This window comes from Kitasatospora sp. NPDC048540 (assembly GCF_040651175.1).
Taxonomy (GTDB): domain Bacteria; phylum Actinomycetota; class Actinomycetes; order Streptomycetales; family Streptomycetaceae; genus Kitasatospora.
The window spans coordinates 1-14,515 of record NZ_JBEZIR010000177.1; the positions used below are offsets into that span (position 1 = coordinate 1).

Annotated in this window: 14 protein-coding genes, 3 pseudogenes and 1 riboswitch; of the genes and pseudogenes, 5 read left to right on the forward strand and 12 right to left on the reverse strand. The window is 70.2% G+C overall.

The window, feature by feature from the left end; all coding sequences use genetic code 11:
• The 8 genes and pseudogenes from AB0D08_RS37535 to AB0D08_RS37570 form a co-directional block, all read right to left on the reverse strand.
• Positions 1–94, reverse strand: a 94-nt coding sequence (locus AB0D08_RS37535; RefSeq protein WP_359894855.1) for an NAD(P)-binding domain-containing protein, incomplete at its 3' end; no start/stop codon positions are given.
• A gap of 48 nt (positions 95–142) precedes the next feature.
• On the reverse strand, positions 143–304 hold the full coding sequence (locus AB0D08_RS37540) for a hypothetical protein (protein ID WP_359894833.1): 162 nt from the start codon (positions 302–304) through the stop codon (positions 143–145).
• Between the two features lie 207 nt (positions 305–511).
• Positions 512–928, reverse strand: coding sequence for a hypothetical protein (locus AB0D08_RS37545; RefSeq protein WP_359894835.1), 417 nt, complete (start codon positions 926–928; stop codon positions 512–514).
• An 80-nt stretch (positions 929–1,008) separates the two neighbouring features.
• Positions 1,009–1,479: an Ohr family peroxiredoxin gene (locus AB0D08_RS37550; protein ID WP_359894836.1), complete on the reverse strand. Its 471-nt coding sequence runs from the start codon at positions 1,477–1,479 to the stop codon at positions 1,009–1,011.
• A gap of 72 nt (positions 1,480–1,551) precedes the next feature.
• Positions 1,552–1,613: riboswitch (guanidine-III (ykkC-III) riboswitch) on the reverse strand.
• 135 nt (positions 1,614–1,748) lie between these two features.
• Positions 1,749–2,330 (reverse strand): annotated as a pseudogene (locus AB0D08_RS37555) (3-oxoacyl-[acyl-carrier-protein] synthase III C-terminal domain-containing protein); the annotation flags it as partial.
• A gap of 16 nt (positions 2,331–2,346) precedes the next feature.
• Positions 2,347–2,715: pseudogene (locus AB0D08_RS37560) on the reverse strand (DUF2716 domain-containing protein); the annotation flags it as partial.
• A gap of 27 nt (positions 2,716–2,742) precedes the next feature.
• On the reverse strand, positions 2,743–3,897 hold the full coding sequence (locus tag AB0D08_RS37565) for a methyltransferase domain-containing protein (RefSeq protein ID WP_359894838.1): 1,155 nt from the start codon (positions 3,895–3,897) through the stop codon (positions 2,743–2,745).
• Positions 3,898–4,777: 880 nt separating this feature from the next.
• Entirely contained in the window at positions 4,778–5,824 is a 1,047-nt protein-coding gene (locus tag AB0D08_RS37570) for an Lrp/AsnC family transcriptional regulator (RefSeq protein ID WP_359894840.1), read from the reverse strand.
• 249 nt (positions 5,825–6,073) lie between these two features.
• Between AB0D08_RS37570 and AB0D08_RS37575 the strand changes: the two genes are divergently transcribed.
• A complete protein-coding gene (locus AB0D08_RS37575; RefSeq protein ID WP_359894842.1) occupies positions 6,074–6,355 on the forward strand; it encodes a hypothetical protein in 282 nt (93 codons plus the stop codon).
• Between the two features lie 775 nt (positions 6,356–7,130).
• Here AB0D08_RS37575 and AB0D08_RS37580 read toward each other — a convergent pair.
• The gene (locus AB0D08_RS37580; protein ID WP_359894844.1) at positions 7,131–7,502 is read right to left on the reverse strand and encodes a hypothetical protein; all 372 of its coding nucleotides are present in this window, start codon (positions 7,500–7,502) and stop codon (positions 7,131–7,133) included.
• 222 nt (positions 7,503–7,724) lie between these two features.
• Here AB0D08_RS37580 and AB0D08_RS37585 point away from each other — a divergent pair, with 222 nt between their 5' ends.
• Complete coding sequence (locus AB0D08_RS37585) at positions 7,725–7,847, forward strand: hypothetical protein (RefSeq protein ID WP_359894846.1); 123 nt, start codon at positions 7,725–7,727, stop codon at positions 7,845–7,847.
• Between the two features lie 15 nt (positions 7,848–7,862).
• Positions 7,863–8,438: a hypothetical protein gene (locus AB0D08_RS37590; RefSeq protein ID WP_359894847.1), complete on the forward strand. Its 576-nt coding sequence runs from the start codon at positions 7,863–7,865 to the stop codon at positions 8,436–8,438.
• Positions 8,439–8,835: 397 nt separating this feature from the next.
• Here AB0D08_RS37590 and AB0D08_RS37595 read toward each other — a convergent pair whose 3' ends face one another.
• Both AB0D08_RS37595 and AB0D08_RS37600 read right to left on the reverse strand, forming a co-directional pair.
• Positions 8,836–9,432 (reverse strand): hypothetical protein, encoded by a 597-nt coding sequence (locus AB0D08_RS37595; protein WP_359894848.1) that lies wholly within the window; start codon positions 9,430–9,432, stop codon positions 8,836–8,838.
• A 1,343-nt stretch (positions 9,433–10,775) separates the two neighbouring features.
• Positions 10,776–11,165, reverse strand: coding sequence for a helicase associated domain-containing protein (locus AB0D08_RS37600; protein ID WP_359894850.1), 390 nt, complete (start codon positions 11,163–11,165; stop codon positions 10,776–10,778).
• Between the two features lie 161 nt (positions 11,166–11,326).
• Here AB0D08_RS37600 and AB0D08_RS37605 point away from each other — a divergent pair, with 161 nt between their 5' ends.
• A complete protein-coding gene (locus tag AB0D08_RS37605) occupies positions 11,327–11,692 on the forward strand; it encodes a hypothetical protein (RefSeq protein WP_359894852.1) in 366 nt (121 codons plus the stop codon).
• Between the two features lie 199 nt (positions 11,693–11,891).
• On the opposite strand, the gene AB0D08_RS37610 is transcribed toward AB0D08_RS37605, so the two are convergent.
• Complete coding sequence (locus AB0D08_RS37610) at positions 11,892–13,658, reverse strand: hypothetical protein (protein WP_359894854.1); 1,767 nt, start codon at positions 13,656–13,658, stop codon at positions 11,892–11,894.
• A 308-nt stretch (positions 13,659–13,966) separates the two neighbouring features.
• Between AB0D08_RS37610 and AB0D08_RS37615 the strand changes: the two are divergent.
• Positions 13,967–14,317 (forward strand): annotated as a pseudogene (locus AB0D08_RS37615) (cold shock domain-containing protein); the annotation flags it as partial.
• Positions 14,318–14,515: the final 198 nt, after the last annotated feature.

A 14,515-nucleotide genomic window follows, 5' to 3' on the forward strand; every position in this document is an offset into this window, starting at 1 on the left:
TGCGGTCGAAACCGATGACGGTGTGGCCGGCGCGGCGGATGCGCTCGCGCATGTTGCCGCCCATCTTGCCGAGACCGATGAGGCCGAGCTCCATGGCCGTACCTTTCTGATCGGGGACGTGTCTTCTGTGGAGACCCGGCCGTCACGGGCCGTTGGAGGCGTCGTGGACCAGGAGCAGAACGTCGGCGGCGTTGCGAACGTCACCGGTGGTGCTCATGCGGGGTGAGGTCGTGTCCGCCGTCGTTCGGCCGGCTCGCGATGCCTTGGTCGGTGTGCGGCGCTTCAGTGCGTCGGTCATGGTCATCTCGACTCCTCTCCCGCACATTTTCACTGTCCATCGGCGCGGAGAGGCTGCGCTTTCGTGCACCCGGGAGGGCCGATGATCCCCGATGACCCGGCGACCACCTGCACCGGGCTGGGCGAAACTCGGGCGTTTGAGCCGGGTCACCTGCCGGGGCCGGAGTTCAGGTGCTGGTTCGTCGACCGCCCGGCGTACCGGTGGACGGCGGGCTTACGGGCTGTCCGGGGATGCTGTCCGCAGGTAGGTTCCCGCCGTCCCGTCGACGTGGACGACGTGGCATCCGACCCGCACCACCTGGCAGTCCCCGACACGCCACGACCCGGCCTCGCCCTGGCGGCCCGGCAGCGGTGTCCAGATCTCGAGGAACGTACTGCCGTCGGGGTTGGATCCGGACTCGACGAGGTTCTCTCCGTCCCACCGCAGACTGCCGACGTCCTCACCGGGCTCCCCCACCTCATGGTGGAACCGCACCGTCGCTCCGTCGAAGACGGTGGTGCCGGCGAACCCGCGGCTGTCCGCGAATTCGTTGCCCACCTGGAGCCAGATCGCCTCCCGTTCCTCCAGGAGTGGACCGCCGTTGCGGCTGATCCCGAGGCGGCGCCAGGCGCCGCGCGCGGGAGGTCCCACCGTTTCGGGCGCCGGGAGCGACGACTCGTGGGCGCGGGCGGGCGCCGTGGGCCGTTGGTCCGGGCCTTTCGCCGCCGGCTTCACCGGTCTTCGTCCGGGGCCTCGGCACCCGGGCTCGCGTCTGCTTCGAGTGCCACCAGTACGACCGGGATGTTGCCTCGCACCGCTTGGGAGTAGGGGCAGGTGGCGTCCGCCTTGTGGAGGAAGGGCAGCAGATCGGCGGCCTTCCATCCGGGAACGGCCACGGCGAGTTTCACCGCCAGGCCGTAGCCGGCCGGTGTGGCGGTCGTGCCCAGTTCGACCTGGCAGGTGACCCGGGCGGTCGTCGCATCCAGGCCGCTGTCCCCGGCGACCTCTGCCAGGGCGGACCCGAAGCAGGCCGCAAATCCGGCGGCGAACAGCTGCTCGGGGTTGGTGGCCTCGGGCGCCTTCTTGCGCGGTGGGGCGAGGAGCGCCGTCAGACGACCGTCGTCGGTGGCGACCGTGCCGCTGCGGCCGCCGACGGCCTCCGCGGTGGCGGTGTACAGACTTCTGGTCAATTCGACGACCATTCCGGTCTTCCTTCCACGAGACACCGGCCCGGTCCACTTCGGAACGGGCTTGCAGCGCCACCATGGCAGCGCAGTGCGTCGTCGTGCGTGACCGGGTACGGCGCGTCTCGTCCGGGGCCGTTGCTCGGCCAGGAGCCACCATACCCAACGCGGACGCCGAACCATCCCGACGTTCCCGGCCGTCCCCGTACGGGACGGTCGGTACGCCGCCGGACGACGCGCCGCTGAGCCGTTGCCGGGCCGACGCCGACGCCCTGGCGCAGGCACAGAGTGCCCCAGTGGCCTCCTGCACCGATGGCGGACAGGACGTGGGTGCCTCCCGGACGCAGTCCGCCGGCGGAGACGGTCTGGTGCAGGGCCGTTAGGGTGCCGGCGGCGGTGTTGCCGAGCCGGTCCAGGGTGACGGGAACCCGGTCGGGGGCGGTGCCGAGTCGGCGACGGGCCGCGTCGAGGAGGTCGATGTCGGCCTGCTGGAGGAAAGAGATCGGCCTGGTGGAGGAAGTAGTGGTCGATCTCTCCCGGGGGGTGAGGCCCGCGTGGCGGGTGACGTTGGTGGTGCTTCGGGCAGGCGGGTGGTCGCGGTGTCCCAGACGGCGGGACCGTCCATGCTGACGTATCCGACCCGGACGCGGGAGGTGGAGACCACCTGGGCGGTGGTGGCGTTCCTGTTCCGGTTCCGGATCGCCACCGCCGAGCAACTGCGCCGCTCCACGTGCCGGACAGCAGCATCGAGAGAATGCGCGCCCGGCTGCGCGAGCGGGGCCTGGCCGAGGAGCTGGTGCTACCCCAGTCCGGGCGGGGCCAAGGGCTGGTTCCTGACCGAGCACGGCGCAGGTCGTCCTGGACCGCATCCGGCAGTTCGCCGCCGAACACGCAGAGGGAGTGCTCCCAGGGGTGGCCGAAAGTGCCGAAACGCAGGTCCTCCGCCAGGAAGACGAACTACTCCCCGTCCGGATACGGGCTGAGCAGCCAGCCCTCACGCGAGCGCCCTTCAAGAACCCGGGGCAGGAACATGTCGGTCGCTGGTAGATCCGGACGGAGCCGATAGCACGTGTGCTGCCAGTCCAAGATCCACAACGACTCCCCCGGGGCGCGGCCGGGCGCTGCGAGACGCTTCGGTTGAAGCGCCCCCGTACGAATCTCGGGCCGCCGGCCAGAGCCGGGCGCGCCATGGTCGGCGCAGGCGGCCTGCGGGCACCGACGGCCGAACCACGCCTCACGGCACCTGGTGTCCACCGGACCGGCACCGTGACCCGGGGCGGGTCAGATCGGCCGTGCGGGATCGTCCAGCCAAGCCCGCCAGCCATGCGCGGTGACGGCCAGTCCGAGCCGATCGACGCCGGGCTCGGCCGCCTCGTGCCACCAGGCGATGGTGCGTTCGAAGTCCTCCCACAGACGGCGGGCGCCGTACTGGCGCACCGGGTGCTCGTCCTGTCCGTCGCGGAACGTCACGGCGGCCCACGCCGGGGCGGTGAGCGAGTAGAGCCACAGCGTGCGGGCGCCGTCGTGGTGGGGCTGCACGGCGTGGGTGACATCCGGCAGGCGCAGCCCGGCGGCGAAGGGGAACGGGTCGACCTTCCCGTGCTCGGGCAGCGTGGCGGTGGTGGTGCTCTCGGTGAGGGTGCCGCCGTCGGCGGGGTGCTGCGGCGGGCGAAGGCGTTGGGAGCGCATCTTCATGAACTCCACCGGCCGCAGGAACGGGCCGCTCGCGGTGCCGTCCCGGTGGACGGTGAGGCGGACCAGGGCGTCGGCGTTGGAGTAGTGGGTGCCGAACGGGGCGAGGATGATGCCGCCGGGCCGGGTCTGTTCGATCCAGGCGTGCGGGATGTCGCGCACCCCGTAGGTCGCGGCGATCCGGTCATAGGGAGCACCGGGCGAATGGCCGGCCGCGCCGTCCCCGCACACCGTTTCGGGCCGGTGGCCGGCGTGTTCGAGTGCCGTGCGGGCCCTGGCCGCGACCGCGGGGTCGATCTCGATCGTGGTCACGTTCGCGTCGCCGAGCCGGCGGGCGAGCAGGGCGGCGTTCCAGCCGGTGCCGGTGCCCTGCTCCAGCACCCGCATCCCCGGCTCCGCCTGCAGGTCGTCCAGCATCGAGGCGACCAGGGAGGGCTGCGACGCAGAGCTGGTCGGCACCGTCCCGGGGGAGGTGCCGTGGTGGGCACCGTCGTCCCACTGGGTGACGACCGGGACATCCGCCGCGGCCACCTCCAGCCAGCCGTCCTCGTCGGTCGTGCGGTCGACGGGCCGGCTGGTGCCGGTGGCCATGTCGTGCGCCCACACCAGATCGGGCAGGAACAGCGAACGCGGGAGCGCGTCGAACGCCGCCGCCCAGGCGTCCGCGACGGGAAACGACCGCGACCGTCCCGCCCCGGGGCGGCCCTCCACCTGCTCCTGCCGCTGTTCGGGGGCGAGCGTCACTTGCGGTGCGTCCCGCCACCCGGCGGCGGGGAACCGTCCGGCGACGGCGGGTCCGACGGCGGCGTCCACGGCGTCCCCGGATGCCCGTCCCCGCCACCGCCCCCGTCGCCGCCGCTGCCCGCCACCTCCACGATCCGCTCCATCCCCAAGACTCCCCTCACACCACGGCCACGACCGTCCGAACCGGACCCCAGGCGCCGGGACCGGGCGCGGCCCGGACCCCGCTCCCGGCGGAACGGACACCGCCACCGTAAGCAGTAACCGGCCCATCACTCAACGCGCTTGCCGAATCCGGCCGACACTCGCCCCTTGCCCCGGAACGGCGACGGGCGAGCAGCAGCCGTCCCGGGCAGGGCACAGCAGGACGCCGCCGGATGGGGCGGGCTTCACGTGCGGGGCCGGTGGCGGCCCGCCCGCTCCCTGGACGAGTGGGGCGGATCTGATTTCTCGGGCCGGTGTTCTGGCTGCTACGGATCGGTGAGCCCCGTGGCCGGCCCGACGTGCGTCGGCGGATGCGAATCAAGCCGGGGCAAGGCGGTGGCGCCCGTGGGCGTCCGCACGCCGTGGTGGATCCGCCGGAGGACGCCGGCACCCCGCCCGGTCACGTGCGGTGATCGCGCCCTTGGCGGCCGCTCAGGTCCAGTTGCTCGCCCTCTTGCGACATGAGTTCCTCACCCATGCCCGAACCCGGCACCGGCCGCTGACGCCGGCGCTCCGGAGCACCGACGTCCCGGCGCGGATGCGGAAAGAGGCCGGGGACCGGGGAGGAGGCCGGGGACCAGGAGGAGGCCGGGGACCAGGAGGAGGCAGAAGCCCTCCGCCACCGAGCCGCCGACGGTCCGTGAACGGTCCGGAGAACGGTCCGAGCCGGTCGTGGCGTTCAGCCGGCCCTACGGCGCGTCGGGGACGACACCTCGGCGGGGACAGCCGGGCCGAGTGCGGGGGTGCGTTTGGCGGTACGGCCGACGATGGCCGTCTCGATGTGGCTGATGCCCAGGCCGGCCAGGTCGTGGGAGAGGAAGCCGTAGAGCGCGGTCACGTCCGGGAAGTAGGCGGCCGCGTGCAGGTTCGAGGGGCCCGACGTCGCGAACGCGCCGTGCACCGCCGGGTGATCGGCCAGGGCCTGCCCGGTGGCGGCCAGATGGTCGGGGGTCACGTGCAGCAGGAGCTTGGCCTCGATCGGCAGCCCGAGGCGGCGTGGCTCGACCAGGACCTGGGTGACCAGCCGGCCCTGGGCGGCGAGTTGGGCCAGGCGCCGGCGTACCGTGCTCTCGGGGTGCCCGGTACTCGCCGCCAGGGCCGCCGCGCCCAGCCGCGCGTCGGTGGCGAGGGCGTCGAGGAGGCAATGCTCCAGCGGGTCGGTGTCGACGCCGTACGGACCCGAGGGGTCGGAGGCGGCCGCCCCGGAGGCCGGCCGGGCCGGGCTCAGCGCCGCGCGTTCGGACGCGCTCAGCACCTGGTGACGCCACTCGGAGGTGAGCCGGAAGACGTGCAGGATCGTGGCGCTCTCCAGCGACGTCACCGCCTGCGTGGACGGCAGTTGACGAAAGACCAGCGGGTCGCGTGAACCCGGCTCGGTGCGGGCGACCGCGAAGATCTCGTCCCCCGAGGTGGTGACGTCGACGAAAGGGATGTCCTCACGCGCCACGAGCGCCGCCACGATCGTGTCGAGCTTCCCCCGCAGGACCCGGATCCGCAGGAACAGCGCCCCGGCCGACCCGCCACCCCGCGGCCGCGCGACCGGCGAGATCACCACCCGCACGGCGCCGTCGACACCGAACACCTGCAAACGGCGCCGCACAGTGGCGGCGCTGACCCCCAGCACCTGCGCCGCCCGCTCCGCCGTGACACGGCCGTCGCACTGCAGCGCGGCCACCAGCCGCTGATCCAGGGAGCTCAGTACGGAATCCGCCGATGCGAGTGCCATGGGAGCAAGTTTCGCCCAACCGGCCGGCGTTCGGGGGCCGTTCCGGTGACTGCGCGCCGAACATGGATGACATCCGCGCAGCAAGCATTCTGGCGCTACATCAGTCGGCTCCGACCACCACGGACGGAGCATCCGATGCGGCACGCAACGCCCGGCCCGTCCGGACCGGCTCCGCTGCGCGGCTCAGCCCCGCAGCAACCTCACCGGGCATCCGTATGCCCTTTCACAGCTCACCGATCGGAGATCCACGTGTCCCTGAAGTCGTCCGCCCGTACCGTGCTCGCCGCCGTCGCCCTGGTCGCCCTCGCCGCCGTCACAGCGACCCCTGCAGGCGCCCAGGAGCGTCCGCGAATCACCCCTGCGACGAGCACCGCAGGGTCATGGCACATCACCGGAAACTGGTACCTGTACAAGAGGGACTGCGTGGACGCCGGCCAGCAGTACGAGCGTGAAGGTTTTCCGTACCAATGCCGCTACGGCTATCTCACGCCTGCCGGGAAAGACGTGTACTGGCTCTACATCTACAACTAGCCCCTGGCGTCGATCTCGCACGACGGCCCTCCGGCCGCATAGGCGGGCCGTCTCTGCCTGCGGATGGTGTCCCGCGCCCGGCCTTCGTGCACACCCCGCCACCGGGCCCGGCCGGCACCGGCGCCCTGCGAGCGGGCCGTCCGCTCCTGGGACAGGCGCGCGGCGCGGGCGGGCGCTCCGCCGACCCGGCCCCGGCCCTCGACCTGCCCGCCAGCCGGACGCCCCCCGGGCGGGGCCCGGCGGTGCCGGGCGGGACCCTGGGACTATCCCGGGGTGGGATGGGCGGATGCTCAGGTCCGCGTGGACGGTCTTCCCGAGAGCCTGCGGGGTGGCGCCCCACCGGCCGCCGGTGAGGTGGTGGACCAGCGCCATGCCGCGCCCGCTCCCCGCGTCGGGCCCGGAGTCGATCAGGCACGGCATCGTGCGGGAACCGTCGCAGACGCTGATCCGCACCCGGGCACCGGTGATCCGCTCCACGCTCACCAGTATCCGACGCCGGCAACCGCTCTTCACCGCGTTGCCCACCAGCTCGCTGACGACCAGTTCCCCCGCCACGACCAGGTCGTCCAATTCCCAGGCGCGCAGCGCGGTGCGCAGCGCGGTGCGCAGCAGACGGCGGGCCGCGGCGGCGGAGGACGGCTCGTACGGCAACAGCAACCGCACACAGGCCCTGGTGGAGGGTGGCGGGGCGCCTGGGGCAGAGCGGTGGCCGCGGCCCGTCGGAGTGCCTGCAGCCCGTCGGCGGTACGCACCCGTGCGGCGCCGGCCCGGGCCGCTACCAGGCGGCCCCGGCCCGGGCCTGCCCGCCGGCCAGCGCCCCTGCCACCGGCCCCAGCCGGGCGCAGGCCGAGGCGAGGAGCGCCACCGCGCGGCGCAGGTGCCGGACCACCACCGGCAGCAGGGTGCCCCGGAACCGGTCCGCCGCACGGAGCTCCGCGGCGGCCTCATCGAGGAGCGTGCCCGCCGCGCGGACCCCCTCACCCCGGCCGCTGGTCCGGTACTCCCCCGCCAGCGCGGCCGCGGTGTCGGCGAGCTCACCGACGCCCGGGTCCTCCACCGGGTCCGCGCCGAACACCGCCAGCAGGCCCGCCAGTTCCGCCAGTTCCGCCAGCAGACCGTCCCTGCGCCCCACCCACCACGAACTCACGCTGCGATCATGCCCCATGACGGGTCGTACAGGGCCGTGAACAGGTCAACCCGCTGCCACCGCCCCGGAGCAGGCCGGCACCGACCGGGGCCGCGAGGCGCAGCCGGGTGGGGAGCGGCGGGGCGCGGGGCGCAGCGCCGTGGCGCGTCCGGCGCCGGGCGGGGCGGATCCGGCCCCGCCCGCACCGGCAGGTAGGTCCGTGCCCGGATACCGTCTGCCGTCATGCAGAAGATCACACAGGTCGCGGCCGTCGTCGCCCTCGCCGGCGCGGCCGCGCCGGCCACGGGCTGCTCCTCCACCGGCACACCGGCCGGCTCCCGGGCCATCGGCCCCGCCCCGTCGTAGGTTCCCAGTTCGCTGGTGGTTGCGCTCGGAACCGCCGGGCAAGCCTCTGACATGGATTCAGGGATAGCAGCAGTGGTCGGTGCGGCCATCGGCCTGCTCGGTGGCGCCGGCGGAGGGTGGCTCACGCTCGTCGGTCAAGCTCGACAGCAGGAGCGCCAACGGCTCATAGACCAGAAGCATCGCCTGGAAGAGGTCCGCCGCGAGGCGTACAGCGCATGCATCAGCACCTCGAAGAACGTGTCGGCCCGCTGGTGGCGCGTCGCGGACCGACTCCGCACGAGCGGCGCCGCAGTGGACCGGTGGGAGGCGGAGGCCACTGAGGCGCATGCGGCGTGGGCGGCGTTCAGCGCCGCGGTGGCGACTGTTGCGGTCGTGGGACCACGCCCTGTGGCAGAGGCGGCCGAGGCTCTACGGCGCGCCATGTACGCGCTGGACCAGGCGGCCGTCGCCTGGCACGAGGCGGCTCGCGGGGCTGGCCACGGCAGCCTCCCCACCTTCGATGATCGGTACATGGAAGCGGTGGCAGCCAAGAGGGAGCCCGGGAGGATCTTCCAACAGGCAGCCCGCGAGGCACTCAACGCCGACACATGAGCTGAATCGACGAGCCACGCGCTCGCGGTATCGAGGGAAACGCAGCCGGTGAAGGCGGGCTGGGGCCCAGTCCGTCACCGCCGGCGCCGCCGCCGTCATGCACATCGTCCTCCAGGGCGGCCGGCCGTCGCCCGAGACCTGCGCCACGCAGTGGAACGAACTCCCGCCGCAGAAGCAGGCGCCCTGGACCGCTCCGGCTTCGACGCGGGCTGCACCGGCGCCTCCACACCCGACACCAACAGCAGCCCCACCGCGACCCCCTGCCCCCCGAGGGACCCGGCCGTCGCACAGCCGGGGCGGGCACGTGGCCGGCCCCGGAGACCGTCCCTACGCGCCGCCCGCCCACGAACCCTGCTTCGATCACGCCCATGACGGGGCATACCGGACCGTGAACGGGTCAACCCGCCCCGGCCCCGGGGGGCACGAGTGCAGCGGCGCACCGCCCCGTCCGGCGGCCGGCCGGGACGTGTCGGCGGCGGGAGGGGCATACGGCCTGTCGCCGACAGAGCCGCCTGCCCGGGGATCGGCGCAACCGGACGCAGAACCGGATACGGGCCAACGGCAGAAAATTCTCCTGCTCCCGCCCGAACGGGAGCCCACCCGGTCGGGGACGGCGCCGAAGAATTTCCTGCCACGGCGCCCGGCGCGCGGGGGCCGCCCTCTGCCACCGGCGGGCAGACGACGTCTCAGGAAGGCCCGGAAGCGTCGAGGTAGTAAAAGCCGGGTCCGGGCCGCCGGTGAACGCCACCGCGTCCCGGCCCGGCCCGAGGGCGCGCAGCAGGACCGCGAGCGCGGCGTCTGCGTCCTCGTGGGCGCGGTGCAGCCACACCCAGCTCTCGGCCTGTCCATAGGTCATCAGGCTCACCGTGAACTGCAGGCGCTCGACGGAGAAGACCGCCGCGTCCACCTCGCCGAGGTCCTCCCAGCTGCGCTCGACCCTCAGGCGCAGCCGGGCGGCGAGCGCGTCGATGGGCGGCTCCAGGCCGGCGATCATTCGGAACGGGCTGCCCGCGGCCTCCCCACAGACTGACCTGCGACGCCGGGTTCTTGCCCGTGTGGTAGCGCGGGCTGGTGGCCGGCTGCCAGTCCGGCTCCGGACCCGGAGCCGGCACCACTTTCTCCGTCACGCGCACTCTCCCCCTGTTCGAACCGGTCGGCGGCGGCCGGCGGCCGGAACGCGGTGTGGCCCGAAGGTGGGGCGTGCCCTTCGCGGCGGCGGCGGGAGCCGGCCGGCGGCCGGCGGCCGGCGAGGCACGCCTGACCGACGGCTCCCGGCCGGCGCCGGGCCGTCCGCCGGGCGGACGCGAGGTCATCGACCGCATCTTCTTCGAACCGGTACATGTCCGCGGACACGGATCCGGCGACCGGCGAGGCCTCCCGGTCCCGTTCAAGAGGCGCTACAGCACGGGCCGCACTGGCGTGAACGGGGCCGGAAGAGGCAGGGTGTCACCATGTCCGAACGCCGCGACCGCCGCCGCCTCCACGCCCGCGCCCGAGCTCTCGGGGTGCCTGTCGACCAGGTCGGCCGCCGCACCCCGCCCAAGCACCGGCCGATGCGGCCCGTTCCGCAGCTCACCTGGCCGGATACCGCGTTGCCGGACCGGGACGACGCCCGCGTGCCCGCCCAGCCGGTGCGGTCGGCCCAAAGCACGCTCTGCTGCCCGGTCACACACGACCGGCGGGTCATGGACGGCGGCACCGTGATCCTGCTGACCCGGCATGCGCCTCACTGCCCTGTCTGGTCCGGCCACTGACCACCCGGGCCGGTCCCGCCACCGACCGGTCAGCCGACGACAGCAGTGACCAGACCGTCCCCGTCCAACAGACCTGGGCCTCGCTCCAGGAAGCCGCACACGGCCGGGAGATCAACCTCCAGCAGCTCACCCTCCCCTCTCACACCAAGGCGGAGGCTGTCCCCTACCTCGCCGGCCTCGTCGCCCAGCACTGCACACTCATCGTCACCGTCGGTCCCATCTCCGGATCCGCCATCCCCGACCTGCTCCCCGTCCAAGGCGCCCCCGCCTTCGCCGCCGTCAACTCCGGGCCTCTCACACCCGACGCCCGCCTCACCCTGCTGGACACACCATCAGCAGCCACCAGCGCACTCGCCGAACGCATCCGATCCCTCACCAACCAGCCCTGACGCACAGGACCGGCATCTGCCGGCGTTCCGCTGGTGACACCTGATACGTCAGTACGAGACCGTCAGCACCCATCCGGCAGGGGCACGCCGCCGCTCACCCGGTCGATCGTCCCGATCGTGCTGCCACGACCGCCTCGTGTCCGGCTACCGGGCAGAAGCGGGCAGCGCATCGAGCAGAGCGACCTGCCGGGAACTCAACTTGCCGTCGGCGCGGGCCCCGCCTGCCTGCGCAGCCAGGCGCCGGGCCGGAACGTCGGGTCCGCCGTGCTGCCGGTGCGGTTGGCCGGGCCGTCCAGGGTGCCGCCGGCGGTGAGGTAGGCGAGCAGGCGGCGATACGAGCGGTTCCGGTCCGGGTCGATCCGCCACATCGCGTCCAGCGCGGTGAGCCTGGCGTCCTGTTCGGCCGTCAGCTTGGCGTTCTTGCGCTGGCGGCCCATCCAGGCGCCCACCGCGTGGCCGTCGAGCTTCTCGGCGGCCGGGATCGCCAGATGCCCGTGCAGGCCGGCCCAGGCGCGGGCGCTGCAGCAAGAACCTGAGCGGCACTGGCAGGCCAGAGAGACCGCCGAACTTCTCGGCGACGTCACCCTCGTCACCACCTACCGGCAGCTCACCCGCTGGGCCGAGAAAGGGCTGATCAAGAAGATCCGCAGGGGCCGCTACACGGCAGCCGCCACCTTGCACCCAGGCCGAAATCCTTAAAACTACCCGGCTTTGGGGGAACTCCACCGCGGCCGGACAGCGGTGGATGGTCAAGGAATCGTTCCAGGTCGCCAAGGGCCAGATCGGGCTGGACGAGCACGAAGTCCGCAAGTGGTGCTCCTGGTACCGGCACACCACCGTGGCCATGCTCGCCATGGCCTTCCTCGCCACAGTCCGGAGCCGGCACATACCCGTACCCCGAGCCCCGGCCGCCACCACCCGAGCCGGAGGAGGAGAATCCCACCCACCCAGCGTGAACGAGATCCGGCGCCTCTACGACCGCCTCGTCCTCGCTCCGGCCCGAGCCGCCCGCACCCGGCTCGTCATGCATTGGCACCGCTGGCGCACCCGCCACCAGGCCCAAGCACGCGCCAGCCACTACCGAACACGCCAACGCGCTCACTCACTGTAAGAACACCGGTTGTAGTACCGGCAACCGAGGAAACCTCCCCGTCGAGACAACCGACCGCCTTCCAGACCTTCCTGGACCAGCAGCGGATCCCCCGATCACGGTCCTGGCGAACCCTCGGCAGCTGACCGCGACCATCAAGATCACCGACGGAGTCAAGCCTCGAATCACTCCTGTAGTACCTGACGTGTGAAATCGAAAGTTACGCCCCCCACGGGTCGTCTTCACTCCCGGCAGGTGGAGCTGCCTGCTTGTTCAGACGGTCGTGTTGTATATCGGCGGTCTCGGCGAAGGACTCCACGCGTTGATTGAATCGAGCCTTGACCTGTGGCAGGAGCTTCTTGATTACTACGTCAGTAGCCTCTGGAGTTGTCGAGATCCCCGTATTGAATCCAAAAAGTGTGACGCTTTCCTTTCTCTTTGTCTCCTCGGCGATTTTCTTTAGAAATCTATCGAACCCTGCCCTGACGGCTCTAACGAGGCCATTGTCCAGATCCTTGAGTGTCTTCTGAACGATCACGCGAGCCGCTGCCGACCGCCTACCCAGTAGCTGTTGGAACTCATCTTCATCTGACCCTGGACGGAGATATGAAAGCCGATCTACCGTTTCGAAAAGTTTGTCCATCCCCGCCAGGTATTCGTCGTAAATCTTCATAGGCAGAAATGAATTCCAGTTGTCGGAGATCAAATTCAGGGCACTTTTGACCATGGGATTCCGCTCGGCCACCACTTCATATTTCGAAAATGTTGGCGGCTTTAGGATCTTGAGCGCATTGGAAATGAGCATTTCATATACAGGACTGTCTTTCCATTGAATTATGTCCTGCCAGACATCTTTCGAAATTAGCAGATGATCACCCGAGGGAGACCCCGGATACCTCATCCCCTCCCTTGCAGGGCGCTCTTTGCCGATCATCTTGTAGTATTCATCTACCTCATCATCGGTGACGCCGGCGAAGTCGGGAGGGATATTGTCAATTTCCGCCCCGTCGGCCTCCTTCAAGCCTTGTTTCCAGTTCGACCACGCGGCGGAATTTGCCTCCTCAGCCCTCGCCTTGGCCTTCTCTCGCTTCTCCCTATCGGCCCTTTCTTTTTGCTGCCTCTTCCGCTTCTCCGATATCTTCAATTCACGTGCGGCAGCTCGGTATTTATCCGGATCGCGACTTATCTCGCTCTGCATCTCGAGATTCCTCACCCCCTCCCACAACTTCCACTCCAGTTCAGCCTTTCGCAGATTCTCAGGAACGCGCACGGTTTCGAGGTCGACATACTCTGGCTCGGGAACCTCTTGCAGAGGATGGTATGCGGGAGGTGCCTCTTCCTCGAAAACTTGGGGATCCAACCCGAAATATGCAACCATCTTCTCGCGGTAGCCGAGCCAGCACGACATTGGAAGCTTGGAATAATCGGCTACAGTAGTGAAAATATTACTGGTTTCGATATCAAGCCGAGTCGACTCTTCATCCTCTGCTATAGCGACACCTTCCGGGATTTCAAGGTCGGCCAGGAAAGCTTTTTTGGAGTTCACAAAGTGCGGACAGATATTCTGCGTGATATATGTTAGCGGCGACGATATGACCGGAACACTTGGCGTATAACTGGAAACCTTGGGAGTACCAACGATCTGCCAGTCCCAAATACTGGACGGAAGCCAGCTCGGCTTGGAGGAACCGGCATCAGGCGTCCTCTTTCCATTTGCGCGCAGGATCCAGTCAACGGCAGCCACCGTTGCCGCACACTTTTCGCACGTATAGGTTAGGGGCTTCATCGAAGAGCATGCATTGTCTAGCTCCGCAGCCGAATAGAAGCCTTCACCGGAAATGCAGTAAACGAGAAAAAGTGCTACCTCCCGATTTTCCCACTCCTCGAACGCCTGGGCGCTCTCCCACGAGATGCACCTATTTACTTTTTCGGCCACAGATTCATCGAAGGTGGCGCCGTATTCCGTGAGTCCCCATACCTGTTCCATATTCTCCCCTTTATCGATTTCGACACTCCGGGTGGGATCATCATGATATGAAAGACGGCCAAGAGAGTTCTGCTTCTTTGAGGTACTCTGGAGCGTTCACTTGTCGTCCCTGTCGGCGGCCTGAAAAGGAAGCGCCTACCAAGCGGCGGCGCGCAGTTTGCGGTCCCGGTACTACAGCCGGTTGTTCACGTGACGTGACGTCGGGTGGCTCGTTGCTCCGGTCGTGGGGCTGACATTGCCGCCCGTCGGGGTGGTCCGGGACGGGTTGACCGAGGCCGGGATCCGGTCACTGGATACGGAGCTGGAGGGTGTGTGCGTCGGTCGACGATGTCTTCGCGCGTCCGGCGTCGCGGGAGAACCTGCGGGCGATGGTCCGCGGCCTGCTGTCGGAGGTACCGCGCAAGAATCTGTGGCAGCTCGCGGAGTTCGCCGGGCATCCCAATCCGGACCGGCTGCAGGGCTTCCTGGCGAAGGCGGACTGGGACGCGGACGAGCTGCGTGATCGTGTGCGCTCGCCGGACGGGGGCGGGCCGGAGGTGTTCGTCCGCTTCTCCGCGATCGTGGGCAGCAGCTTCAGGAACCTCGAGGAGAACCAGCGGGTGGAGTTCGAGGTCACCCAGGGCCAGCGCGGGCCGCAGGCCGCCGACGTCCGCGCCGTGTGGCGCGACCCGGCGCACCGCCCGGCCGGCGCACCGCCCCGCGGGCCCGGGCCCGCGCGGCGGTCGACATCGCCTTCGACGGCCGGCTCTCCGTCGGCCGCCGCTAAGAAGTCATCTCATTTGGTGATTCTGCGGTGGCAAATGAGGGCGGCGGCGATGCTGGCGAACGCTGCAAAGTGAGCGCCCTTCCGTTCATAG